18 protein-coding genes are annotated in these 21759 nt (G+C 73.2%); 8 read left to right on the top strand and 10 right to left on the bottom strand.

Annotated elements, in window-relative coordinates:
- Positions 1-33: 33 nt before the first annotated feature.
- The 3 genes from ACWCP6_RS06990 to ACWCP6_RS06980 form a co-directional block, all read right to left on the bottom strand.
- Entirely contained in the window at positions 34-1641 is a 1608-nt protein-coding gene (locus tag ACWCP6_RS06990; protein WP_450931321.1) for a transporter, read from the bottom strand.
- Positions 1638-2414 carry an ABC transporter ATP-binding protein gene (locus ACWCP6_RS06985; RefSeq protein WP_450931320.1) on the bottom strand — a complete coding sequence of 259 codons (777 nt, stop codon included), beginning with the start codon at positions 2412-2414 and terminating at the stop codon, positions 1638-1640. The genes ACWCP6_RS06990 and ACWCP6_RS06985 overlap by 4 nt, the downstream gene beginning before the upstream one ends.
- 121 nt (positions 2415-2535) lie before the next feature.
- The gene (locus ACWCP6_RS06980; RefSeq protein WP_450931319.1) at positions 2536-3225 is read right to left on the bottom strand and encodes a bifunctional DNA primase/polymerase; all 690 of its coding nucleotides are present in this window, start codon (positions 3223-3225) and stop codon (positions 2536-2538) included.
- Positions 3226-3508: 283 nt separating this feature from the next.
- On the opposite strand from ACWCP6_RS06980, the gene ACWCP6_RS06975 reads away from it, so the two are divergent.
- Both ACWCP6_RS06975 and ACWCP6_RS06970 read left to right on the top strand, forming a co-directional pair.
- Positions 3509-4903, top strand: a complete 1395-nt coding sequence (locus ACWCP6_RS06975) for a transcriptional regulator (protein ID WP_450931318.1) — start codon at positions 3509-3511, stop codon at positions 4901-4903.
- 144 nt (positions 4904-5047) lie between these two features.
- Positions 5048-6817: a hypothetical protein gene (locus ACWCP6_RS06970; RefSeq protein WP_450931317.1), complete on the top strand. Its 1770-nt coding sequence runs from the start codon at positions 5048-5050 to the stop codon at positions 6815-6817.
- A gap of 109 nt (positions 6818-6926) precedes the next feature.
- Here the strand turns inward: ACWCP6_RS06970 and ACWCP6_RS06965 are convergent, their stop codons facing one another.
- Positions 6927-8309 carry an ABC transporter substrate-binding protein gene (locus ACWCP6_RS06965; protein ID WP_450931316.1) on the bottom strand — a complete coding sequence of 461 codons (1383 nt, stop codon included), beginning with the start codon at positions 8307-8309 and terminating at the stop codon, positions 6927-6929.
- Between the two features lie 171 nt (positions 8310-8480).
- Between ACWCP6_RS06965 and ACWCP6_RS06960 the strand changes: the two genes are divergently transcribed.
- From ACWCP6_RS06960 to ACWCP6_RS06950, 3 genes are all read left to right on the top strand, one after another.
- Positions 8481-8927, top strand: coding sequence for an SCO4402 family protein (locus ACWCP6_RS06960; RefSeq protein ID WP_450931581.1), 447 nt, complete (start codon positions 8481-8483; stop codon positions 8925-8927).
- 99 nt (positions 8928-9026) lie between these two features.
- Positions 9027-9899 (top strand): formyltetrahydrofolate deformylase, encoded by an 873-nt coding sequence (gene purU, locus ACWCP6_RS06955; protein WP_450931315.1) that lies wholly within the window; start codon positions 9027-9029, stop codon positions 9897-9899.
- 507 nt (positions 9900-10406) lie between these two features.
- The gene (locus ACWCP6_RS06950; protein ID WP_450931314.1) at positions 10407-11822 is read left to right on the top strand and encodes a PAS domain-containing protein; all 1416 of its coding nucleotides are present in this window, start codon (positions 10407-10409) and stop codon (positions 11820-11822) included.
- 24 nt (positions 11823-11846) lie between these two features.
- On the opposite strand, the gene ACWCP6_RS06945 is transcribed toward ACWCP6_RS06950, so the two are convergent.
- Positions 11847-12602, bottom strand: a complete 756-nt coding sequence (locus ACWCP6_RS06945; RefSeq protein WP_450931313.1) for an SIS domain-containing protein — start codon at positions 12600-12602, stop codon at positions 11847-11849.
- 224 nt (positions 12603-12826) lie between these two features.
- Between ACWCP6_RS06945 and ACWCP6_RS06940 the strand changes: the two genes are divergently transcribed.
- On the top strand, positions 12827-13519 hold the full coding sequence (locus ACWCP6_RS06940; RefSeq protein WP_450931312.1) for a metal-dependent transcriptional regulator: 693 nt from the start codon (positions 12827-12829) through the stop codon (positions 13517-13519).
- Between the two features lie 553 nt (positions 13520-14072).
- Positions 14073-14933, top strand: a complete 861-nt coding sequence (locus tag ACWCP6_RS06935) for an alpha/beta fold hydrolase (protein ID WP_450931311.1) — start codon at positions 14073-14075, stop codon at positions 14931-14933.
- Between the two features lie 45 nt (positions 14934-14978).
- Here ACWCP6_RS06935 and pdxH read toward each other — a convergent pair whose 3' ends face one another.
- On the bottom strand, positions 14979-15617 hold the full coding sequence (gene pdxH / locus ACWCP6_RS06930) for a pyridoxamine 5'-phosphate oxidase (protein ID WP_450931580.1): 639 nt from the start codon (positions 15615-15617) through the stop codon (positions 14979-14981).
- 340 nt (positions 15618-15957) lie between these two features.
- On the opposite strand from pdxH, the gene ACWCP6_RS06925 reads away from it, so the two are divergent.
- Entirely contained in the window at positions 15958-17058 is a 1101-nt protein-coding gene (locus ACWCP6_RS06925; RefSeq protein ID WP_450931310.1) for a citrate synthase 2, read from the top strand.
- A gap of 289 nt (positions 17059-17347) precedes the next feature.
- Here ACWCP6_RS06925 and ACWCP6_RS06920 read toward each other — a convergent pair whose 3' ends face one another.
- The 4 genes from ACWCP6_RS06920 to ACWCP6_RS06905 form a co-directional block, all read right to left on the bottom strand.
- The gene (locus ACWCP6_RS06920) at positions 17348-18379 is read right to left on the bottom strand and encodes an isopenicillin N synthase family dioxygenase (RefSeq protein ID WP_450931309.1); all 1032 of its coding nucleotides are present in this window, start codon (positions 18377-18379) and stop codon (positions 17348-17350) included.
- A 382-nt stretch (positions 18380-18761) separates the two neighbouring features.
- Positions 18762-19349 (bottom strand): TetR/AcrR family transcriptional regulator, encoded by a 588-nt coding sequence (locus tag ACWCP6_RS06915; RefSeq protein ID WP_450931308.1) that lies wholly within the window; start codon positions 19347-19349, stop codon positions 18762-18764.
- Complete coding sequence (locus tag ACWCP6_RS06910) at positions 19337-20071, bottom strand: enoyl-CoA hydratase family protein (RefSeq protein WP_450931307.1); 735 nt, start codon at positions 20069-20071, stop codon at positions 19337-19339. The genes ACWCP6_RS06915 and ACWCP6_RS06910 overlap by 13 nt, the downstream gene beginning before the upstream one ends.
- Positions 20068-21738 (bottom strand): 4-coumarate--CoA ligase family protein, encoded by a 1671-nt coding sequence (locus ACWCP6_RS06905; RefSeq protein WP_450931306.1) that lies wholly within the window; start codon positions 21736-21738, stop codon positions 20068-20070. Before ACWCP6_RS06905 ends, ACWCP6_RS06910 begins: the two co-directional genes overlap by 4 nt.
- Positions 21739-21759 lie beyond the last annotated feature (21 nt).

Genomic DNA, 21759 nt, shown 5'->3' with positions numbered 1-21759 from the left:
GACGGTCGGTCCGACCGAACGGGCCCTGCGGTCTCAGCCCTTGCTCACGGCCGTCAGGATCTCCGGCAGCCGGGCCGCCGTGCGCGGAGCCGCGAGGCGGAGCCCGACCAGGGTGGCCAGGATCCCGTAGACCGTGCCGGCGGGCAGCAGCAGCCAGGTCCAGCGGTCGGCGCCCAGGAGGTGCAGCACGATCGTGAGGGCCAGGACAGGGGCGCAGATCAGGGCCGCGAAGAGCATGCCGCCGAAGATGCTGATCCAGGCGAGCCCGGTCTGGCCGGCGGCGACGTTCTTGTAGCCCTCCTGCGGGATGGAGTAGGGGAATCGCGCGGATGTCCACGCGCCGGTGGCGAGCATGGCGCCCAGGAGCGCGAAGGACAGCCCGAGTGCCTCGGGGAGCGCCGGCCACGCGCCCAGCAGCGCGGTGGTCCCGACCGTGACGAGGGTGGCGTACGGGACCGTGACCGTGACGAGGGCAAGGGCCCGGGCGCGCAGTTCGACGTACGCGTCCCGCGGTGACGCGATGGTCAGGGCGACGATCCAGAACGCCGAGGTGTCCTGGCCGAACTGGTTGGACATCTGCATGCCGAGCATCCCCGACGCGAAGCAGGCGAGGTAGACGGAGCCGGTGCCCTGGAGGGCGTTGGCGAGGGGCACGATGAGGCCGATCGCGAGGGAGGTGACCCAGGCGGCCTTGGTCTTGGGGTCGCGCCAGATGTAGCGGAGGCTGCGCTCCATGACGATGCCGGTGCGGCCGGAGGGCAGCAGCCGGGCCGGTCCGGACGAGCGCCGCCCGGCCGAGGTCCGCCCCGGGTCCGCGGCCTGGACCGTCGAGCCGTCCGGCGAGGTCATCAGCCGGGTGAGGCTCCCGCTCCAGAAGGCCAGCAGGGCCGCGAGGGCCGCCACGGCGAGGGCCAGTTGGGCGGCCGCGGTGCCGTACGCACCGTCGCCCGCGGAGTCGACCGCGCCGAGGGCGCTCGCGGGCGGCAGCCAGCGGAGCACGTCCGCGACCGGGTCGAGCGCTCCGAGGCCGCCCGCGGCACCCAGCCTCTGGGCGCCGAAGTTGACCACCTGGGCGCCGACGGCGATGGCGATTCCGCTGAGCACGGCCAGGTCGCGGCCCTTGCGGGAGCTGAGCAGCCGGATGTTCGCGGTGGCGACGGCACGCGCGAGCGCCACGCACACGAGCAGCGTGAGCGGCACGGCCACCACCGCGACCACGGCGGCCACGGCCCCGTGCGCCACGGAGATCGCCGAGCCGACGGCCAGACAGAGCGTGAAGAGCGGGCCGATGCCGACGAGCGAGGCCACGAGCAGGGCACGGACGAGGGGTTGGGGACGCAGCGGGAGCATGACCAGCCGCGTGGGGTCGAGCGTCTCGTCGCCGCTGGGGAAGAACAGCGGCATCACGGCCCAGCCGAGCGCCACGACGGCGGTCAGGACGATGGCGACGGTGGCCGCGTGGGCGTTGCCGCGCAGCGCGATCAGGCCGACGAGTTGGAGGGCGGAGTACAGCAGGACGACGACCACCGAGGTGACGTACGCGGCGCGGCGGCCGGCGGACTGCCGCAGTCCGTTGCGCAGCAGGGCCAGCTTGAGCCGAACCAGGGTTGGAGTGGGCGCCTGGGCCACGGGGACCGTCATCGGGCGCCGCCGAGCCAGTCGAGGGTGTCGCCGGTGTCCCGGCCGCCCGCGCCGACGAGTTCGAGGAACGCCTCCTGGAGCGAGGGCGCCGTCCCGCGTACGTCGGCGAGGGGGCCGTGGGCGCGGATGCGGCCCGCGGCCATCACGGCCACCCAGTCGCACAGCGACTCGACGAGCTCCATGACGTGGCTGGAGAAGACGACGGTCGCGCCGGAGCCGGTGAAGCGTTCCAGTACGCGGCGGATGGTCTGCGCGGAGACCGGGTCGACGCCCTCGAACGGTTCGTCCAGGAAGAGGACTTCCGGATTGTGGAGCAGCGCGGCGGCGAGCCCGATCTTCTTGCGCATCCCGGTCGAGTAGTCGACGACCAGCTTGTGCTGGGAGCCCGCGAGGTCGAGGACCTCGAGGAGCTGGGTGGCGCGCTTGTCGACCTCCGCGCCGGGCAGACCGCGCAACCTGCCGGTGTACGAAAGGAGTTCGCGGCCGGAGAGCCGCTCGAAGAGCCGCAGGCCCTCGGGGAGCACACCGATGCGGGCCTTGACCTGGACCGGGTCCTGCCACACGTCGTGGCCGACGACCTCGACGGAGCCCTGGTCGGGGCGGAGCAGCCCGGTCACCATCGAAAGGGTCGTGGTCTTCCCGGCCCCGTTGGGCCCGACCAGCCCGATGAACTTCCCGGCGGGCAGCTCCAGATCCACTCCGGCGACGGCGATCTGCTGTCCGAACCGCTTCCAGAGACCCTGTATGCGTACGGCGACACTGTGGTCAGTCACCCGGCCAGACTACGGTCAGCCGCCGGTGGGCGGCTCACCCCTGTGGACAGTGGTTCCGGCCCGTGCCCCGGGACGCCCCCCCCACGGCCCGGACGGTGCACCAGGACACGGGCATCACCCCCTAACGGCGTCGGGCGGGCTCCCTCCCGCACGCGTACGCCAACGGCGAGATCAGCTCCTCCACATCCGGCAGCCACCGGTTCGCCGCCGTGGGCCGACGCGCCCACTGCACCGCACCGTGCGCACCGAACCGTGTCGGCGGCGCCGCCACCCACGACCCCTCGCCGAGGGCGATCAGATCCAGGGAGGTGGGCATCCACCCCAGCTTCCGGACCAGTTCCGGCACCTTCGCCGACGCCCCCGGCAGCACCAGGAACTGCATGCGCCGGTTGGGCGTGCAGGTCACGGGCCCGAGCGTCAGCTCCATGCGCTCCATCCGGGCCAGCGCCAGGAACCCCGCGGTCTCGGGCACGTCGATCGCGTCGAACGTCCGCCCGGTGGGCAGCAGGATCGACGCCGTGGACTGCTTGGACCAGAGCCGGCGCACCACGGTCGCGCTGCCGGTCGCCCGGGTCGCCCAGTCCTCGCGCGCGGGGTGTGCGCCGGGCAGGGCGCACGCGGCGTCGCCGCACGAGCACCGCTGCACGCCGTCGACGACCTCGAGCCAGGTGCCGGGGAAGACGTCCCAGTGACGCTCTTCCGCATAGCGCACGGCGCTGTCCTGCAGGGATTCTCCGCGCTGCTCGGGGATGTGCACGGCGGACGTGACGGCGGCGGACGTGACTGGGGTGACTCCGATGGTCTCTTCCACACCGTTCTCAACTTCCGCCGTCACCCGGGGTTACGGGCCGCCCGCGCGCGGGGGAGGAGCATCCTTCCCGCATCCGGGGCGCACAGGTGCACGGCCGGGGGCGCGCATGGGCAAGGGCCACGGGGCACGGGTAGCCAGGTGGGGGGCAGGCGTCAGCCCTTTCCGCGCATTTCCACGTATGTGCTGAACAACCGCATATGCCAGCATCATCCGTCGGGGCGTGGGGAATTGATCATCGAGAGGACCACCGCGAGTCGAACACCGCAGCCACAGGGGGTAACACATGGCCGCAAGGCCGCTCGTCGCACGTCAGCCGAACGAACGGTTGCAGGCGCTCATCCAGGAGGCCGGGTGCTCCAACGCCGGGCTGGCCCGCCGGGTCAACATGTGCGGCGCGGAACACGGTCTCGATCTGCGCTACGACAAGACGTCGGTGGCGCGCTGGCTGCGAGGACAGCAGCCGCGCGGGCGGGCGCCGGCGATCATCGCGGAGGCACTGGGCCGCAAGCTCGGCCGTACCGTGACGATCGACGAGATCGGCATGGCGAACGGCAAAAACCTCGCATCGGGCGTGGGGCTGCAGTTCTCGCCGACCGTACTCGGCGCGATCGAGCAGGTATGTGAGCTGTGGCGCAGCGACGTGGGGCGCCGGGACTTCCTCTCCGGCTCGTCGGTGGCGGCCTCCGCGCTGGTGGAGCCGAGCCGTGACTGGCTGATCTCGTCGCCGGACACCCAGGTGGCGCGGTCGGCCGGACCACGGGTCGGTCCGTCGGACGTGGCGGCGGTGCTGGCGATGACCCAGGCGCTGAAGGACCTCGACCACCAGTACGGCAGCGGGCATGTGCGCCCGGTCGTCGTGCACTACCTCAACAGCGTCGTGTCCGGGCTGCTGGCGGGCTCGTACCGGGAGGCGGTGGGCCGCGACCTCTTCGCCGCCGTGGCCCGGCTGACGGAACTCGCCGGGTACATGGCGGTCGACACGGGCCAGCCGGGACTGGCCCAGCGCTACTACATCCAGGCGCTGCGACTGGCCCAGGCCGCCGGGGACCGCGGGTACGGCGGGTACGTACTGGCCGCTTCCATGAGCCACTTGGCGGCGCAGCTCGGAAACCCGCGCGAGATCGCGCAGTTGGCACGTGCGGCGCAGGAGGGCGCACGCGGGCGGGTCACTCCGCGCGCCGAGTCGATGTTCCACGCGGCGGAGGCACGCGGGCACGCACTGCTCGGGGACTCCCGGGCGGCCCAGGACGCGGCGGGCAGGGCCCTCGGCGCGATGGAGCGGGCGGACGGCTCTACGGGCGCCGGGACCGGGGACGACCCCGCGTGGATCTCCCACTTCGACGAGGCCTATCTGGCGGACGAGTTGGCGCACTGCCACCGGGACCTGGGCCAGGCGGAGGGAGCGGCCCGCTACGCCCAGCAGGCGCTGTCCGGGCTCCCCGCGTCGCGGGCCAGGCGGCGGGCGATCGGGCTCGTCCTGCTGGCGACGGCGCAGGTGCAGCAGCGCGAGGTGGAGCAGGCGTGCCACACGGGGCTGCGGGCCGTCGAGCTGCTCGGCACGATGCGGTCCAACCGCGGGGCCGAGTATCTGGAGGACTTCAGGCAGCGACTGGAGCCGTACCGGGACGAGCCGGTGGTGCGCGAGTTCGGGGCGCGGCTGGAGCTCCAGGTGGCGTGAGGTTTTTAACAGCGTCCCGCGGGCCGGATTCGTTACTGCCCTGCGTAGCGAGGTGAACAGCTCCTGAGCTGCGTGGCACCGGGCTCGGGACACCCGGTAGCGTGAGCCGACGATTCCGAAAGTCCCCCGATAGTAGGAGTCCCGGTGACGCAGAGCGGACAAGGCGACCGGCAGCCGCGCGAAGGCATCGTGCTGCCCGCCGACGGAGGTGAGCCGCTGATACCCGGCGCCCCCGGCAACCAGCCGGCGCCGTCCGCCGGCGACCCCTGGGGCGGAGCGTGGGGTCCCGGCGCGGCGCCCCAGTGGGGCTCCGCGTCCCCCGACACCGGCGGCCAGTGGGGAGCTGCCCCGCAGGAGCCGGCACCGGGGCAGCCGATGCCCCCGTCGGTGCCGGGCGGTCCGCTGGAGGGCACCGTCGTGTCGCAGCACCAGGGCCACGGCGCCCCGCCGCCGTCCGGGAACGGGGGCCACGGAGCACCGATTCCGCCGCAGGACCAGGGCGCGCACCTGCTGCCCCCCGCGGCCCAGGGCGCGCACCTGCTGCCCCCCGCGGCCCAGGGCGGACACCTGCCGCCCTCCGGGGCCCTTCCGCACGCGGGCGGGGAAGTGCCGCACGCAGCGCCGGGCCAGGCCGCACCCGCCGCCTACGGCTATCCGCAGCAGCCCACCGACTACAGCGCCGCGCCGGTCCCCGGCCAGGGCTACCCGGGCGCCGGTTACGGCTACCCCCAGCAGCCCGCTCACCCGCAGCAGCCCGCAGCCCCCGGCACGGCGCTCCCGGCCGCCGCCCCGCTGCAGGCCCACGGCGACCACGCCGACGCGACCCAGTACCTGCCGCCGGTGACCGGCGGCCCGGGCGGCGCGCCCGCCCCCGTGGACGAGGGCGCCACCCAGTACATCCCGCCCGTGACTCCGGGCGCGCTGCCGCCCGAGGCGAAGCCGGAGGCACCCGCCGAGGCGACCCAGTACCTGGGCACCATCCCGCGGGCCGCGTCCCCCGGGCCGATGCCCGGAGCGGCGGACGCCGCGCACCCGGACGCCCAGGCGACCCAGTACATCGCCCCCGTCCCGGCACAGCCCACCGGAGCCCCCTACGGCATCCGGCCCGGCACGCCGGAGGAGCGGCAGCCCCCGGCGGAGTTCGACAGCCTCTTCCGGTCCGCGCCGGGCGAGGAGGGCGCCTCCTCGACGCAGCAGATGCCCCGGTTCGACCCGCGGACCCACGGCTCCCCGCAGCCGCAGCCGCCGCAGCAGTACGAGGACGACGGCCGCCGCAGGTCGGGCCGCACCGGATCCAAGGTGCCGCTCCTCGCCGCCGTGGGCGTCGGCGTGATCGTCATCGGCGTCGGCGTCGGCGCGCTGCTGAGCGGCGGGGGCGACGACAAGAAGAAGGACGACAGCACGCCCGTGTCGGCGGCGAGCCCGACGGCGGGCGGGAAGCAGTCGCAGGCCGCCGACCCCGTGAAGGCGCAGGCCGTCGAGCTGGACAAGCTCCTCGGCGACAGCAACGACAGCCGGGCGTCGGTGATCAGAGCCGTCGGCTCCATCCGCACCTGCTCCAACACGGGCCAGGCCGCGAACGACCTGCGCGCCGCGGCGAAGCAGCGCGCGGGCCTGGTCACCCGCCTCGCCGGCCTGTCCGTCGACAAGCTGCCCAACCACGCGCAGCTCACCTCCGCCCTCAACCGCGCGTGGAAGGCGTCGGCGTCCGCCGACAACCACTACGCGGCCTGGGCTGACCAGGTCGGCCGCAAGGGCGGCTGCCACAAGGGCCACGCCCGCACCACCCCCCAGACGGCGGCCGGCAACGGCGCCAGCGGTGTGGCCACCCAGGCCAAGTCCGAGGCGGCGGACCTGTGGAACGCCATCGCGAAGCAGTACGGGCTCACGACCCGCGACAGGACGCAGCTGTGACATGAGGGAGGGGCGGGCCCGCTCGGGGCCCGCCCCTCCCTCGTCGTCCCCGCGGTCGTCGTCCCCCGGCTGTCGTCCTCGCGGTCGTCGTCCCCCGGCTGTCGCGTCGCTAGGACGTGCGTTCCAGCGTCTTCGACACGTTCACGAACCCGCGCCGCGCCGACACCATCCGGCCGTTGCGCACCACCTGGAAGGTCACGTCGGCGTTGACCAGGCGCGGGAAGCCCTTGACCGCGATCAGGTCCTCGAACCGCCAGCTCAGCGGCGGGGTGAGTCCGCCGGTGTCCACCTTGAGCCCGGAGTCGAGGGTGCGGCGCAGCGACAGCGCGCTCACATCGCCGTCGCCGATCTTCTCCACGGCCTGCTTCAGGACGGTGTACGCGATCCACGTGGTCTGCACGCCCGCGTCCGCCGGGTCGATCCGGTTGTCGCCGAAGGCCTGCTCGCTGATCACCTTCTTCATGCCGTCCCAGCGCGGATCGTCGGCCGCCGGGTACCAGCCGGTGAGATAGGCGCGCTCGTACGGGCTGTCCTGGCCGCCGGTGCGGTCGATGACGGACTGGTCGACGCTGCCGAGCACCGAGGAGACCCGTACCTCCGGATAGTCCTCGCGGCTGCGGCGGAAGGAGTCGAAGAAGGTGTCGGTCCGGTCCCCCAGCGCGGCCATGACGCAGCCCTGCGAGGCGCGGGCCGCCGGGGAGCCGGCCGTCGTGGACGCCGGGCTCGTCGCGGGCGCTGTGGCCCCCACGGCCACCCGGCTCAGCGCGTCGCGCGCCTGTGCCGTGTACTCGGTGGCGTCCTCGGCCGCGCGGATGTCGATCGCGGAGGGGTGACGTCGCTCGGCGAGCCCCGAGTCGAGCAGTACCGGCAGGTCGTCGCCCGCGATCGTGTCCGGCCGCACCAGGGCGACCCGTGAGCAGTGCCCGGCCAGCTGCTCCCCCATGCCCGCCATGAGCGCGGGCTGGCCGCCGTTGACGGGGTAGGACAGCGGGCTGGTGAACTCGTCGTCGGTGATGCCGTAGCCGCCGATGTACGGGATGCCGGCGCCCTCCAGCGGGGAGAGCACGGAGCGGCCGTACTGGCTGTAGGAGCCGACGACCGCGGCGACGTTCTCCCTGACGGCACGGCGGGCGCAGTCGGCCGCGCCCACGCTGTCGTTGTGGTCGTTGCAGGTGAGGACCTTCAGAGTGCGTCCGTCGAGACCGCCGTGGGCGTTGACCCAGCGCGCATAGGCCCGCGCCATGGCGGGCATGCCCGGCATATTGGTCGCCCGGGTCTTCTCGGGCGCCCAGGTCATGACCGTGACGCTCCCCCTGGAGCCCCCCGTGACTCCAGGGAGAACGCCACAACCCGCGGCCAGCGAGGCGCACGCCAGCAGGGCGCCCGTCGCCAGCGCGGCCGCCCTGGCGACGGGGATCCCCCCTGTTCGACCGGTGCGGAGGGCCCTGCGAAGTGAAGGAAGGAAGGAACGGGTGCGTCGCCTGCCGGTCATGGACACGCACGATTCCGCCGCATCCCTAACCTTGGAGTGACCCGCGGTCAACGAGCGGTGACGTAAAGGTGAATTACGGGGGCCGATATGCCCGGCAGGCAAGGGAACGTACGATCGACAACCGTGCAAGGTTCGGAGAAGTCTTCCCGTCGTGGCCGCCGCTCCCTCACCATGGGCGGCATGCCCCTCAACGACATGCCGTGGTGGCGCTGGCGCAGCAACGTGCGCTCGGCGCTGCACATGCTCTCCGACCCCGTGTTCCAGCGGGACGTCTGGCTCGCGGGCGTCGACGGGTACGGGGACGTCACCGACGCCGTGTACCGCCTGGTCGAGGACACCTGGCTGGACAACTGGTCCGCCGAGAAGTACGTCGGGACGATTTTCCGGGATGCCCAGGAAGCAGCCCTCGTCGACACCGCCGTCCTGCGCGTCCTGCGGATCATGCACCAGGTCGGCCCGGACGCCCCGGTGGCCACCTATGTGGACCACCCCGCGTGGCCCGAGGCCGTGCACGCGGCACGCGAAGCCCATGTGCGGCTCGCGGTGAGCGACGGCGAGGACCCCGACGCGGCCCCGCGGACGCTCGAGGTGCTGCGCATCATGACGCGGGCCGCCTGAGCGGACGGGCGCGGGGCCCGCACCGGCCGGGACGGAGGCCGCGGCGGCCGGGCTGCGGGACTCCCCCGGCCCCAGAAGCGTTGCCTTAGTCTTACCGGCATGAACCAGCAGGCCGACGCCCCCGCCGAGCAGTACGTCCTCACCCTCTCCTGCCCGGACAAACAGGGCATCGTGCACGCCGTGTCGAGCTACCTCTTCATGACCGGCTGCAACATCGTGGACAGCCAGCAGTTCGGCGACCAGGACACGGGCCTCTTCTTCATGCGGGTCCACTTCTCGGCCGAGCCGCCGGTGACCGTCGAGAAGCTGCGCGCGAGCTTCACGGCGATCGGCGACGCCTTCCAGATGGACTGGCAGATCCACCACGCCGACCACAAGATGCGCATCGTCCTCCTGGTCAGCAAGTTCGGGCACTGTCTGAACGACCTGCTGTTCCGCGCCCGCATCGGCGCGCTGCCCGTCGAGATCGCCGCAGTCGTGTCCAACCACACCGAGTTCCAGGAGCTGGTGGCGTCGTACGACATTCCGTTCCACCACATCCCGGTGACCAGGGACACCAAGGCCGCCGCCGAGGCGCGGCTCCTCGACCTGGTCGGCGCGGAGAACGTGGAACTGGTCGTCCTCGCCCGCTACATGCAGGTCCTCTCGGACGACCTCTGCAAGGAGCTGAGCGGCCGGATCATCAACATCCACCACTCCTTCCTGCCGAGCTTCAAGGGCGCGAAGCCCTACCACCAGGCACACGCCCGGGGCGTCAAGCTCATCGGCGCCACGGCGCACTATGTGACGGCGGACCTCGACGAGGGCCCGATCATCGAGCAGGAGGTCGAGCGCGTCGGCCACGACGTGACCCCGGAGCAGCTCGTCGCCATCGGCCGCGACGTGGAGTGCCAGGCACTGGCCCGCGCCGTGAAGTGGCACGCGGAGCACCGCATCCTGCTGAACGGCAGCCGTACGGTCGTCTTCGACTGAGCCCCGCGCCGGCCTCGGGACCTCCCGGGGCCGGGGCCCGGGCCCCGGAAACGCGGACGACCCGCAGGCCATGGTTCCTCCGAGGAGGAAGCCGGCCGGACGTACCGGCGGCCTGCGGGTCGGGTGACTGCTTGGCTTGGGCCGGCTGCGCGCACATCACACGCGCTGGTCCGGCACCGCACTGGGTGGGGTGACGGGCCGCTAGCCCGCAGACACCTCTTCTGTCCGGTAATCACACATGTACCGAATCACCTCCTTTCCGAAGTGCCTCACAGCCTAGGCACCGCCCCGGCCCCGCTCAAGCATTTTTTTCTCCCCGTGCGCGCCGGGCCCGGCCGGACCGGGAACCGCACGAAACGGCCCGGATCGGCCCGGATCGGCCCGGCCGAGGTTTTCCCTCGAACTTCGGGGAACTAGATGTGGGCTGCGTCACGTTCCAGTTGAATGATCCGAGGCGTACTCGGAACGGGTGCGCCGTACGCGGAGACGGCCTGCAGGGGGTGCCAGGTGAGTGCTTCCAGGCGTAGTGGGACGACGGACGAGTTGGGGCCGCCAGAGCCAGAGCCGGAGCCCGTTCCCGGGCGGGACGGGGCGGACCTGCTGGCGGCGCTGCTGGACGGCATGGACGCGGCGCTGTGCGCGTTCGACGCGGACGGTGTGGTGACGCACTGGAACCGCGAGGCCGAGCGGGTCCTGGGCTGGACGGCGGCGGAGGCGGTCGGGCGGCCCGGGTTCGCGGGCTGGGCGGTGCGGACGGCCGACGCGGGCGAGGTGGAGGAGCGGCTGCTGTCGGCGATGCAGGCGCCCGGACGCCAGGTGCACGAGTTCGCGCTGCTGACGAAGGACGGCGGGCGGGTGCTCGTGCGGATGCAGGCGGCCGCCGTGCGCGGGCCCGACGGGTCGCCCGCGGGGGTGTACTGCGCGTTCAGCGAGGTGCACGCGCAGATGGATCTGGAACGGTCCATCGCGCTGAGCGAGGCGATGTTCGAGGAGGCGTCGTGGGGCGTGGTGCTCGTCGACGCCGATCTGCGGCCCGCCGTCGTCAATGCGCACGCCGCGCGGGCGCTGGGCACGGGCCGCACCGCCGTCCTGGGACGTCCGCTGGGCGAACTGCTGTCGCAGGGCGTGGAGGACGTGGAGAGCGCGCTGGCGCATGTGCTGGCGGAGGGCGCGCCGCCCGCGCCCGCCGAGATGTGGGTGTCGGTGCGCACGCCGGAGGGCGAGCGCCGGCGGTGCTGGCGCAGCGCCTTCCTGCGGCTGGCCTCCCCCCTCACGGAGGAGCCGGTTCCGCTCGGCGTGGGGTGGCTCTTCCAGGACGTCACGGAGGCGAAGCAGGCGGAGCAGGAGGCGGCGCAGCTGCGGTTCCGGGCGCAGCAGCTGCACCGGGCGGCGCGCGCCGCCGCGGAGTGCGAGGACCCGGGCGAGGCGGTGACGGTCCAGCTGGACTTCGCGCTCGCCGGGTTCGCCGACCACGCCCTGGTCGACCTGGTCGTGCCCCTGCCGCCCACGGCCCCGGACGAGGAGGACGTGCGGCCGGTGCGGCTGGTGCGGGCCGTCGCCACGCCGTCCGGTGCTCCGGGACCGAGTCTGCTCGCGGGGCGCTCGGCGCTGCCGGTGCGCTACGCACCGGGGCATCCTGCGGTGCAGTGCGTGGAGCGGGCCGGGTCGGTGCGGGCGAGTGCCGGGGCGTCGGGGCCGGACCAGGGGCGCCAGTGGGCGCTCGGGCGGCAGTGGCCCGACGACGCGGTGCATGCGCTGTGCGCGGTGCTGCGCAGCCGGGGCAGGACGCTGGGTGTGGTGACCTTCCTGCGGGGTGCGAGCCGTACGCGGTTCGAACGGGCGGATGCGACGTACGGTGAGAGCGTCGCGGTGCGGATCGCCGCGGCGCTGGACCTCGCGCTGGCGCTGGAGGAGAAGCAGTGACCGGCGCGGGGCCCGGTGGGCGCCTCAGTGGCGGTAGAAGATCCGGTCCCGGTACTCGGTGAGCACCCGGCCGTTCCATTCGTGGCCGCCGTCGACGTTCCCGGAGCGCAGCAGCGGGGGCTCGATGCCGCGCTCGGCGAGCTCGCCGGCGGCCGTGGCCATCACGGCCTGGAGGACGGCGCTGGTGACCACGGTGGAGGCGGGTGCGAAGGGCGCCGCGATGGTGGCGGCGCTGAGCTCCGCGTCCCCGACGGCGATCTTGGTGTCGAGGACGATGTCGCAGTGGTCCTTGAGGTAGGTGCCGGTGACGTGCCGGGACGTGGTCCCGGTGGCGTAGGCGACGGAGGTGACGCCGACGACTTTGAGGCCGAGTGCGCGGGCGTTCATGGCCATCTCGACCGGAAGGGCGTTGCGCCCGGACAGGGAGACGACCACGAGGAGGTCGCCCGCGGCGGCGGGGCTGGAGTCGAGGACCGCACCGGCGAGCCCGTCGACCCGTTCCAGGGCGGAGCCGAGCGTCGCGGGCATCACGTCGACGCCGACGACACCGGGGACGGCCAGCAGGTTCATGAGGGCGAGCCCGCCGGCGCGGTAGACGACGTCCTGCGCGGCGAGCGAGGAGTGCCCGGCCCCGAAGGCGAAGAGACGGCCGCCGGCGGCGACGGTGTCGGCGATCAGCTCGCCCGCGGCCGCGATGGCGGCGCCCTCCTCGTCGCGGACACGCCGGAGGAGACCGATCGCGGCGTCGAAGTACTCGTCGGCCAGTGTGCCGTCGCTCATCGCTGATGCCCCTTCGTACCCGGTCCCGGTACCCCACGGTGTCGCGGATCACGTTGCGGTCCGGACCAGCGCCCTGTCAACACGGAATGGCCGGGGCATGACCGTCCGTTCCCCCCGGCACGGCCCGGTTGTCGGCGCCATGCGTCAGAATTGGCACAGGGCCAGCGCACACGCCGGGTGGGGCGACGAGCAGCCATCCGGCAAGAGCTAATCGAGGGGCATGAATGTCCGGACTGATCGACACCACGGAGATGTATCTCCGCACCATCCTCGAGCTGGAAGAGGAAGGCGTGGTCCCCATGCGCGCCCGCATCGCGGAGCGGCTCGACCAGAGCGGCCCGACAGTCAGCCAGACGGTGGCGCGAATGGAGCGCGACGGTCTGGTGTCGGTCGCCAGCGACCGTCATCTGGAGCTGACGGAGGAGGGCCGCCGGCTGGCCACGCGGGTGATGCGCAAGCACCGGCTCGCCGAGTGTCTGCTCGTCGATGTGATCGGCCTTGAGTGGGAGCAGGTCCACGCGGAGGCCTGCCGCTGGGAGCACGTGATGAGCGAGGCGGTGGAGCGGCGGGTGCTGGACCTGCTGCGCCACCCGACCGAGTCGCCGTACGGGAACCCGATCCCGGGCCTCGAGGAGCTGGGCGAGAAGGACGGCGCGGACCCGTTCCTGGACGAGAGCATGGTGTCGCTGGCCGATCTGGAGGCGGGCCCGGAAGGCATGACCGTCGTCGTCCGACGGATCGGCGAGCCCATCCAGAAGGACGCGCAGCTGATGTACACGCTGCGGCGGGCCGGGGTGCAGCCCGGGTCCGTGGTGAGCGTGACCGAGTCGCCCGGCGGAGTGCTCGTGGGCAGCGGCGGCGAGGCGGCGGAGCTGGAGGCGGAGGTCGCCTCGCACGTGTTCGTGGCCAAGCGCTGACCCGTCTGCGGTCCCGGTGAGGCGTGTGCGGCGGGTGCCGCGCACGCGTTTTCGGCCGTGCTGACGCATACGGGATGCGGCCCGCACCACACACGGCACACTCAGTCCGCGGAACGGCAGCGGGCGGCGGCTTCGCGTGTCAGGCTGTCGCGTGAGGCATATGCACCGGGGCAGGGGAGGGTGGGGCGCATGCGCGGCGGAGCCGAGGACCTGAAGGACATGAGAGGGCCCCGGCGCCCTGAGGCGCCGGGGCCTGTCCTCCCCTGTGCTGACCCGGAGCCCCGAGCTCTCAGGGTCATCCCCTTCGGACCGATTTCCCCGAGCGGTCCGCCTCCCGCAGAAGATCTCCCCGCGGCAGCGCAAGTCATGCGCCGAGCAGGGTCACTCGTACGAGGGGTGTTGACGGCATAAGGCCCGCTTTCGAATGGGGGTTCGATAGCGTGGTGGTGTTGTGACACGGGGGCGTACGGCAAGTGCGGCGCGTACGGCGCGGACGGCGTACGGGGCGCACACGAAGTCAAGGTGGGCCCGTGACAAGGGGGGTGCCAGACAGATGGTGCGGCGCATCGACGTGACAGGCTCGGGCAACGTACGGCTGGCCGCCTGGGAGTTCGCCGACCCGCCCAAGACCGGCGAGGTCCAGGGAGCGCCCGGTGTGCTGTTACTGCACGGCCTCATGGGTCGCGCGTCCCACTGGGCCGGCACCGCCCGCTGGCTCGCGGAGCGTCACCGCGCGGTCGCCCTGGACCAGCGCGGACACGGCCGCAGCGACAAGCCCGCGGACGGCCCCTTCACCCGCGAGGCCTACGTCGAGGACGCGGAGGCGGCCCTGGAGCAGCTCGGCCTGGGGCCGGCGGTTCTGATCGGGCACGCCATGGGCGCGCTGACCGCCTGGCAGCTCGCCGCCCACCGGCCCGATCTGGTGTGCGGCCTGGTCATCTGCGACATGCGGGCCTCGGCGCTCGGCGCCGCGTCGCAGCGCGAGTGGGAGGACTGGTTCCGGGCCTGGCCCGTCCCGTTCGCGACCCTCGCCGACGTACGCAAGTGGTTCGGCGAGGACGACCCCTGGGTGGAGCGGCCGAATCCCGCCCGCGGTGCGTTCTACGCCGAGGTGATGGCCGAGTCCGCGGACGGCTGGCGGCCCGTCTTCGACCCCGAGCAGATGCTGCGGTCCCGGGAGACCTGGGTCTACGACGCGCACTGGGAGGAGCTGGCGCAGGTGCGCTGCCCCACGCTGGTGGTGCGGGGCCTGGACGGCGAGCTGGGGCGGGCCGAGGCCCAGGAGATGGTGCGGGTGCTGCCCGCGGGGCAGTACGCGGAGGTGGTCGACGCGGGCCATCTGGTGCACTACGACCAGCCCGAGGGGTGGCGCGCGGCGATCGAGCCGTTCCTGGACGGAGTGCTCACGGGCTGAGCCGGACGGCCGCCGGGCCCGGCTCGCGGGGCCCGGCGGCCGGGCTCACGGACCGAGCCGCTCCACCCGCCATGCCCCGTCGCCCTCGAACACGTAGCGCAGACGGTCGTGGAGGCGGTTCTCGCGGCCCGCCCAGAACTCGACCGTCTCGGGCGCCACACGGTAGCCACCCCAGTGCGGCGGCACGGGCACCTGCTCGCCCTCGGGGTAGCGGGCGGCCAAGTCGGCGTAGGCGTGGTCGAGTTCGTCCCGGGAGGCGATGACCTCGGACTGGGCGCTGGCCCAGGCACCGAGCTGGGAGCCGTGGGGGCGGGTGCGGAAGTAGCCCGCCGTCTCGTCGCGTCCGGTGCGGGTCGCGGTGCCGGTGACGACGACCTGACGGGCCATGGGGTGCCACGGGAAGAGCAGCGCGACCTGCCGGTTGGCGGCGAGGTCGCGGGCCTTGCGGGAGCGGTAGTTGGTGAAGAACACGAAGCCGCGTTCGTCGTACGCCTTGAGCAGCACCGTGCGGGCGCTCGGCCGGCCATCGGCGTCGACCGTCGACACGACCATCGCGTTGGGCTCGTAGAGCGCACCCTGCTCGGCGGCCTCGGCCGCCTGGCGGAACCAGCGTGCGAACTGCTGCATGGGGTGCGGGGCGAGGTCCGCCTCGAGCAGCCCCTCGGCGCGGTAGTGCTTGCGCATCACCGCCGGGTCGACATGGGCCGGATCGAGGCCGGCCGGGGGGTCGGAGTGGAGAGCGGCGTGGCCCTCGTGGGCGGCGTGGTCACGGTCGGTCACGCGGTCATCTTGCCGTATCGGCGGCGCCGGGCGAGGCTGGGATACACCCATTCATGGCACTGAGTGCCATGAGACCTTGCCCACGGTGGCACTCGGGTCTCCCCATGCGGGGGTGCGAGGGACTAGTGTCCTGCTGCCGATTCGGTTGGGTGACCTCCAACCGCGCGGGGCATCACCGGGGTGACCGATCCGGACCGCGTGTCCGTCCCCCCTCGACATCGTCCACGTCATGAGGAGCCGCCTGATGTCCGACTTCGTACCCGGACTCGAGGGAGTCATCGCGTTCGAGACGGAGATCGCCGAACCGGATAAGGAAGGCGGCGCCCTGCGTTACCGCGGCGTCGACATCGAGGATCTGGTCGGCCACGTCTCCTTCGGCAATGTCTGGGGACTGCTCGTCGACGGCGCCTTCAACCCCGGCCTGCCGCCCGCCGAGCCCTTCCCGATCCCTGTGCACTCCGGCGACATCCGCGTCGACGTCCAGTCGGCGCTTGCGATGCTGGCCCCCGTGTGGGGCCTGAAGCCGCTGCTCGACATCGACGTCGAGCGCGCCCGCGACGACCTCGCCCGCGCCGCCGTGATGGCCCTGTCGTACGTCGCCCAGTCGGCGCGCGGCCAGGGGCTGCCGATGGTGCCGCAGAGGGAGATCGACAAGGCCCAGTCCGTCGTCGAGCGGTTCATGATCCGCTGGCGCGGCGAGCCGGACCCGAAGCATGTCGCGGCCGTCGACGCGTACTGGACGTCCGCCGCGGAACACGGCATGAACGCGTCCACGTTCACCGCGCGTGTCATCGCCTCGACCGGCGCCGACGTGGCGGCCGCGCTCTCGGGCGCCGTCGGGGCCATGTCCGGCCCGCTGCACGGCGGTGCGCCCTCCCGCGTCCTCGGCATGATCGAGGAGATCGAGCGGACGGGCGACGCGGACGCCTACGTCAAGCAGGCCCTGGACAAGGGCGAGCGGCTGATGGGCTTCGGGCACCGCGTCTACCGCGCCGAGGACCCCCGCGCGCGGGTGCTGCGGCGCACCGCCAAGGAGCTCGGCGCGCCCCGCTTCGAGGTGGCCGAGGCGCTGGAGAAGGCGGCCCTGGCCGAGCTGCACGCGCGGCGTCCCGACCGGGTCCTCGCCACGAACGTCGAGTTCTGGGCGGCGATCGTCCTGGACTTCGCCCAGGTCCCGGCGCACATGTTCACGTCGATGTTCACGTGTGCGCGTACGGCCGGCTGGTCGGCGCACATCCTGGAGCAGAAGCGGACGGGGCGGCTCGTGCGGCCGTCGGCCCGGTACGTGGGGCCAGGGCCGCGGGACCCCCGGGCCATCGAGGGGTACGACGGCATCGCCCGCTAGCCGGCGCGCTTTCCTCTCCGGGCACCGCTTCCCCCTCTGCGCGAGGGGTGCGGTGCCCGTGTGCTTGCGCGGTACCACCTGGGCGTGGGCCGTCAGGCTCGCGGCGCCGTCGGCTCCCTCCCGGCACCACCTTGCCGTCGCCCAGCAGGGCGCCCGGTGCCGGGGCCCCCCGGCACCACCGGACCGTCACACCGGACAGTTGCCTGCCCACAGCGGAAGGGGCCGAGCCCTCAGCGGAACGGTCGGCTGCCCGTGGCGTTAGGGCTCGGTGCCCCGGGGCGCTACGGCGTCAGGCCGGGACCAGCAGGTCGGCGTGGTGGCGGGAGGCCACCTGGGGGTGGGCGCGGAGTTTGCCCTTGAGCTCGTTGCGGCCGTACTCGGCGAAGAGCGGGTTGGCGGGATCCGTGGTGACACCGGGCGCCGTGTCCGCGTGGGCGAACGGCAGCGGGGCGACCCGGGCGTCGAGGCGCGGGTTGTAGAAGAACGGCACCGAGAACCGCTCGGTGGCACCGGGCGGGCTGACCACCCGGTGGTTGGTGGCGAGCAGATAGCCGTTGGTGGCGACCTCCAGCAGCTCGCCCAGGTTGACGACGAAGGCGCCCGGCAGCGGCGGCACGTCGTGGAAGAGCCCGTCCTCGCGCTGCACCTGGAGGCCGCCGACCTGGTCCTGGAGCAGCAGGGTCAGGAACCCGTAGTCCTTGTGCGCGCCGACGCCCTGCGCGTCGCCGTCCGCGGCGCTGCCGGGGTAGCGGACCAGCTTGAGGTGCGGGTGGGCACGGTCGCCGAAGATCGGGTCGTAGAAGTCCGGCGGCGCGCCGATGGCGGCGAGGAGTTCGTGCAGCAGCCGCTCGGCGACGGCGCTCAGCCGGTCGATCCAGGCGAGCGCGGCGGTGCGCAGCCCGGGCAGCGCGTCGGGCCACTGGTTGGGGCCTTCGAGCCACCAGTAGGCCGGCTCGCCGGGGCCGGGAACGCGGGCGGGACGTTCGGCTCCTATGTCGAGCTGGTCGCGCCAGTCGCGGGCGCCGCCGGTGCGCTCGTCTCCGATGCGCGTGTAGCCGCGGAAGTGCGGCGAGTTGAGGTTGTCGACGGCGAGCCGGTCGGCTTCGGGGAGCGTGAAGAACGCCCGCATCGCGCGCGTCAGCGCGGCGGTCTCGGCGTCCGGGACACCGTGTCCGACGAGCTGGAAGAAGCCGACGTCATGGGCGGCGCTGTGCAGCTGTGCATGGAGCAGCGCGCGGGACTGGGGTCCGCGGTCGGCCGCGGAGAGGTCGATGATCGGGAGTTGCTGGTACGACGACGGGTTCGCCGAGGTCTGCGTCATGGGTGCGTCCGCGGGTGTACGGGGTCCGGGGCGTCGCCGGGGTGGGGCGGGCCTCGGATGCCGGATGGGAAGGACCGGTGGAGGGTGCGCCTGGTGGAGGCGGAAGGCGTGCCTGGTGGAGCTGTCTGGCGAGAAGTGCCGGTGGAGCTTCCAGCTGGCCGGTGATGACGGGCCGGGATCAGGCTGAGCGTCGACAGCCCATGCTCGTGACACGGACGAAGTCCACGTGTCGGCGTCGAACGAGCAGAAGCATGCGGCAAGGGTACTGCGGGACGAGGGGTGGGCAAGTGACCGGGGTCACACTCGCCCGGCTACCTACGTATTCCGGTCATTTCGGCGGGCGCTTCCCTACGACCACGCCCCGGCGGTCGCTCCCCGGCGGTCACCCCAGTTCCCGGTCGAGGATCCCGCCCCACTGGGCGACCACCCTGCGGCGGCGCGCCGCGTCGTCCGTGAGCAGGTTGGCGAGCCCCAGCCCGCGGGCCATGTCGAGCAGGCCCTGGACGGTCTCCCGGACCCCGGGCCGGGACTCGTCGGCGCCGAGGAGTTCGACGGCTATGCGGTGGGTCTCGCGGCCGACGCGGGCCTCCAGCTCGGTGACGCGGGGCCGCAGCTGGTCCTCGTCGGACGCGGCGACCCACAGGTGCAGGGCGGCGCGGAACAGCGGGCCGGTGTAGAGGTCGACGAGGGCGGAGACGACGGCACGGCGGTCGCCCGGCCCCTGTGGGAAGAGGTCGCGCAGGGCCGTGGACCGCTGCTCGGCGACGTACTCGACGGCGGCCGTGAACAGGTCCTCGCGGGTGGGGAAGTGGTGCTGGGCGGCACCGCGCGAGACGCCTGCGCGTTCGGCGACGACGGAGACCGTGGAGCCCGCCCAGCCGTGGGCGGCGAGACAGGCGACGGCGGCCTCCAGGAGACGCTGGCGCGTGGCGCGGCTGCGGTCCTGCTTCGGTGGTGTCACAACGCCCATGCGGGATCCCGTCGTTCGAGGAAGGCCGTCACCCCTTCGCGGGCATCGGCGGACGCGAAGAGCCGGGCGGACAGCGCGGTCAGCGCCTGCGCGTCCCGGTCGAAGGTGTCCAGCACCTTAGCCGTGACCAGCGCCTTGGTCTCGGCGAGGGCCTGCGGGGACGACTTGCGCAGCCCGTCGAGCACCGGCTCCAGGGCCGTGTCCACGTCGTCGGCGGCGGTCGTCACGAGGCCGATCCTGGCCGCCTCGGCCGCGTCGAAGCGCTCCCCGGTGAGGTAGTAGCGGCCGGCGGCGCGCGGGTCGAGACGCGGCAGCAGGGGGAGCGAGATCACTGCGGGGGCGACGCCGATGCGCACCTCCGTGAAGGCGAAGCTCGCGGCGGCCCCTGCGGCGGCGATGTCGCAGGCGCCGAGCAGGCCGAGGCCGCCCGCGCGGGCGTGCCCGGCGACCCGGGCGACGACCGGCTTGGGCAGTTCGACGATCTGCCGGAGCAGTGCCACGAACGCCTCCGGGTCGGGGGGCTCGCGCAGGTCGGCGCCCGCACTGAACGTCCCTCCGGTGTGGGTGAGCACCACGGCGCGGACGTCCCGGTCCTTGCCGCACGCGGTGAGCGCATCGGCGAGTTCGCCCACGAGGGCGGCCGACAGGGCGTTGCGGCGCTCGGTCGCGGCGAGGGCGAGGGTGGTGATCCCGCGCTCGTGCTCCGACCTGATCGACGTCATGGTGTCTCCTCTGCCTTCCCGGCGGATTCCACGGTTCCGGACGGCCGGGCCGTCCTCAGTTCACGGCGCAGGATCTTCCCGGAGGCGGCGCGGGGCACGCCGTCGACGAAGGCGACCCGGCGGATCTTCTTGTACGGGGCGACGCGCTCGGCGACGTACGCCATGACCTCGCCCTCGGTGAGGTCCTGTGCGGTGCGCTGGCGGACCACGTACGCGTGGGGGATCTCGTTGTTGTCGTCGTCGTGGCTTCCGACGACGGCCGCGTCGGCGATCCCCGGGTGGGTCAGCAGCAGCGCCTCGAGCTCCGCGGGGGCGACCTGGAACCCCTTGTACTTGATGAGCTCCTTCACCCGGTCGACGACGTGGAGCCAGCCGTCCTCGTCGACCCGGCCGACGTCACCGGTGTGCACCCACCCGTCGGCGTCGATCATCGCGGCGGTCGCGTCGGGCCGCCCCAGATAGCCCTTCATGACCTGGGGGCCGCGGATGGCGATCTCGCCCTGCTCGCCGACGCCGGCGTCCCTCGCGGCGCCGTCGAGGGACAGCAGCCGCATCTCGGTGCCGGGGATGAGCTTGCCGACCGCTCCGGGGGGCGGGTTCCGCGCGTCCAGCGGGACGACGTGGGTGCCGGGCGAGAGTTCGGTCATGCCGTAGGCCTGGCCGACGGGCGGCAGGCCGAGCCGCCGCGAACAGGCCTCGGCGAGGGCGGCGTCGAGGGGTGCGGCGGCGCTGATGAGGTACCTCAGGGACGACAGGTCGTACTGGGCGACCGCGGGGTGCTTGGCGAGCGCGAGGACGATCGGCGGCGCCACGTACAGGCCGGTGATGCGGTGCTTCTCGATCGCGCCGAGGAAGGCGTCGAGGTCGAAGCGGGGCAGGACGACGACGGTGGCGCCGTTCCGGAGCGGCGCGTTCATCAGGGCGGTCAGCCCGTAGATGTGGAAGAGCGGCAGCACGGCGAGGATCCGGTCGCCCGGGCCCATCGGCGTCAGCGGCTCCAGCTGGGCGAGGTTCGTCGCGATGGAACGGTGGGTGAGCATTACACCCTTGGGCGTACCGGTCGTGCCGGACGAGTACGGCAGGGCCGCGACGTCCTCCCCGGGGTCGATCGCGACCTGCGGCTCGGGCGCGGTCGTGGCCGCCAGCTCCTGGAGCGAACGGTGCCCCTGCGCGCCGTCGGACACGAAGATCTGCCGTATCCCCCCGGCGAGTTCGGCGGCGGCCCGCGCCGCCGCCAGCAGCGGCGACACGGTGACGATCCAGCGGGCCCCCGCGTCGCGCAGCTGCTTGGCGAACTCCTCGGGCGTCGCCAGCGGATGGACCGTGGTGACGGACGCCCCGGCGCGGGTGGCCGCGTAGAAGGCGACCGGGAAGGCGACCGTGTTCGGGCTGTGCAGGGCGAGGACGTCGCCCTTGCGGACGCCGGCCTCGGCGAGCCCGGCGGCGACGCGCCGGTGGAGCGCGTCGAGCCGGGCGTAGGTCAGGGTGGTGCCGTCGACGCCGTCGACGAGGGCGGGCGCGTCGCCGAACCCGGCGGCGTGGCCGAGTACGGCGTCATGGATCGGCTCGTCGACGACGGGCACGTCGGGGTACTGGCTGCGGAAGACCCGGTACGCGCCGCGCTCGCCGTCCCCGCCGCCCTCACGCTGGTCGCTGTGCAACGCCATGCTGTGCCGCCTCTCGTCAAC

It is taken from the genome of Streptomyces sp. NPDC002004 (genome assembly GCF_053593975.1).
This window is presented reverse-complemented; position numbering and strand designations above follow the sequence as displayed.

Coding starts and splice junctions, on each gene's coding strand:
- ACWCP6_RS06910 (WP_450931307.1), bottom strand. CDS start 20,071: ATGACGTCGATCAGGTCGGAGCACGAGCGCGGGATCACCACCCTCGCC.
- ACWCP6_RS06920 (WP_450931309.1), bottom strand. CDS start 18,379: ATGACGCAGACCTCGGCGAACCCGTCGTCGTACCAGCAACTCCCGATC.
- ACWCP6_RS06960 (WP_450931581.1), top strand. CDS start 8,481: ATGGGCGGCATGCCCCTCAACGACATGCCGTGGTGGCGCTGGCGCAGC.
- ACWCP6_RS06925 (WP_450931310.1), top strand. CDS start 15,958: ATGTCCGACTTCGTACCCGGACTCGAGGGAGTCATCGCGTTCGAGACG.
- ACWCP6_RS06990 (WP_450931321.1), bottom strand. CDS start 1,641: ATGACGGTCCCCGTGGCCCAGGCGCCCACTCCAACCCTGGTTCGGCTC.
- ACWCP6_RS06915 (WP_450931308.1), bottom strand. CDS start 19,349: ATGGGCGTTGTGACACCACCGAAGCAGGACCGCAGCCGCGCCACGCGC.
- ACWCP6_RS06975 (WP_450931318.1), top strand. CDS start 3,509: ATGGCCGCAAGGCCGCTCGTCGCACGTCAGCCGAACGAACGGTTGCAG.
- ACWCP6_RS06945 (WP_450931313.1), bottom strand. CDS start 12,602: ATGAGCGACGGCACACTGGCCGACGAGTACTTCGACGCCGCGATCGGT.
- ACWCP6_RS06935 (WP_450931311.1), top strand. CDS start 14,073: ATGGTGCGGCGCATCGACGTGACAGGCTCGGGCAACGTACGGCTGGCC.
- purU (WP_450931315.1), top strand. CDS start 9,027: ATGAACCAGCAGGCCGACGCCCCCGCCGAGCAGTACGTCCTCACCCTC.
- ACWCP6_RS06905 (WP_450931306.1), bottom strand. CDS start 21,738: ATGGCGTTGCACAGCGACCAGCGTGAGGGCGGCGGGGACGGCGAGCGC.
- ACWCP6_RS06940 (WP_450931312.1), top strand. CDS start 12,827: ATGTCCGGACTGATCGACACCACGGAGATGTATCTCCGCACCATCCTC.
- ACWCP6_RS06965 (WP_450931316.1), bottom strand. CDS start 8,309: ATGACCGGCAGGCGACGCACCCGTTCCTTCCTTCCTTCACTTCGCAGG.
- pdxH (WP_450931580.1), bottom strand. CDS start 15,617: ATGCGCAAGCACTACCGCGCCGAGGGGCTGCTCGAGGCGGACCTCGCC.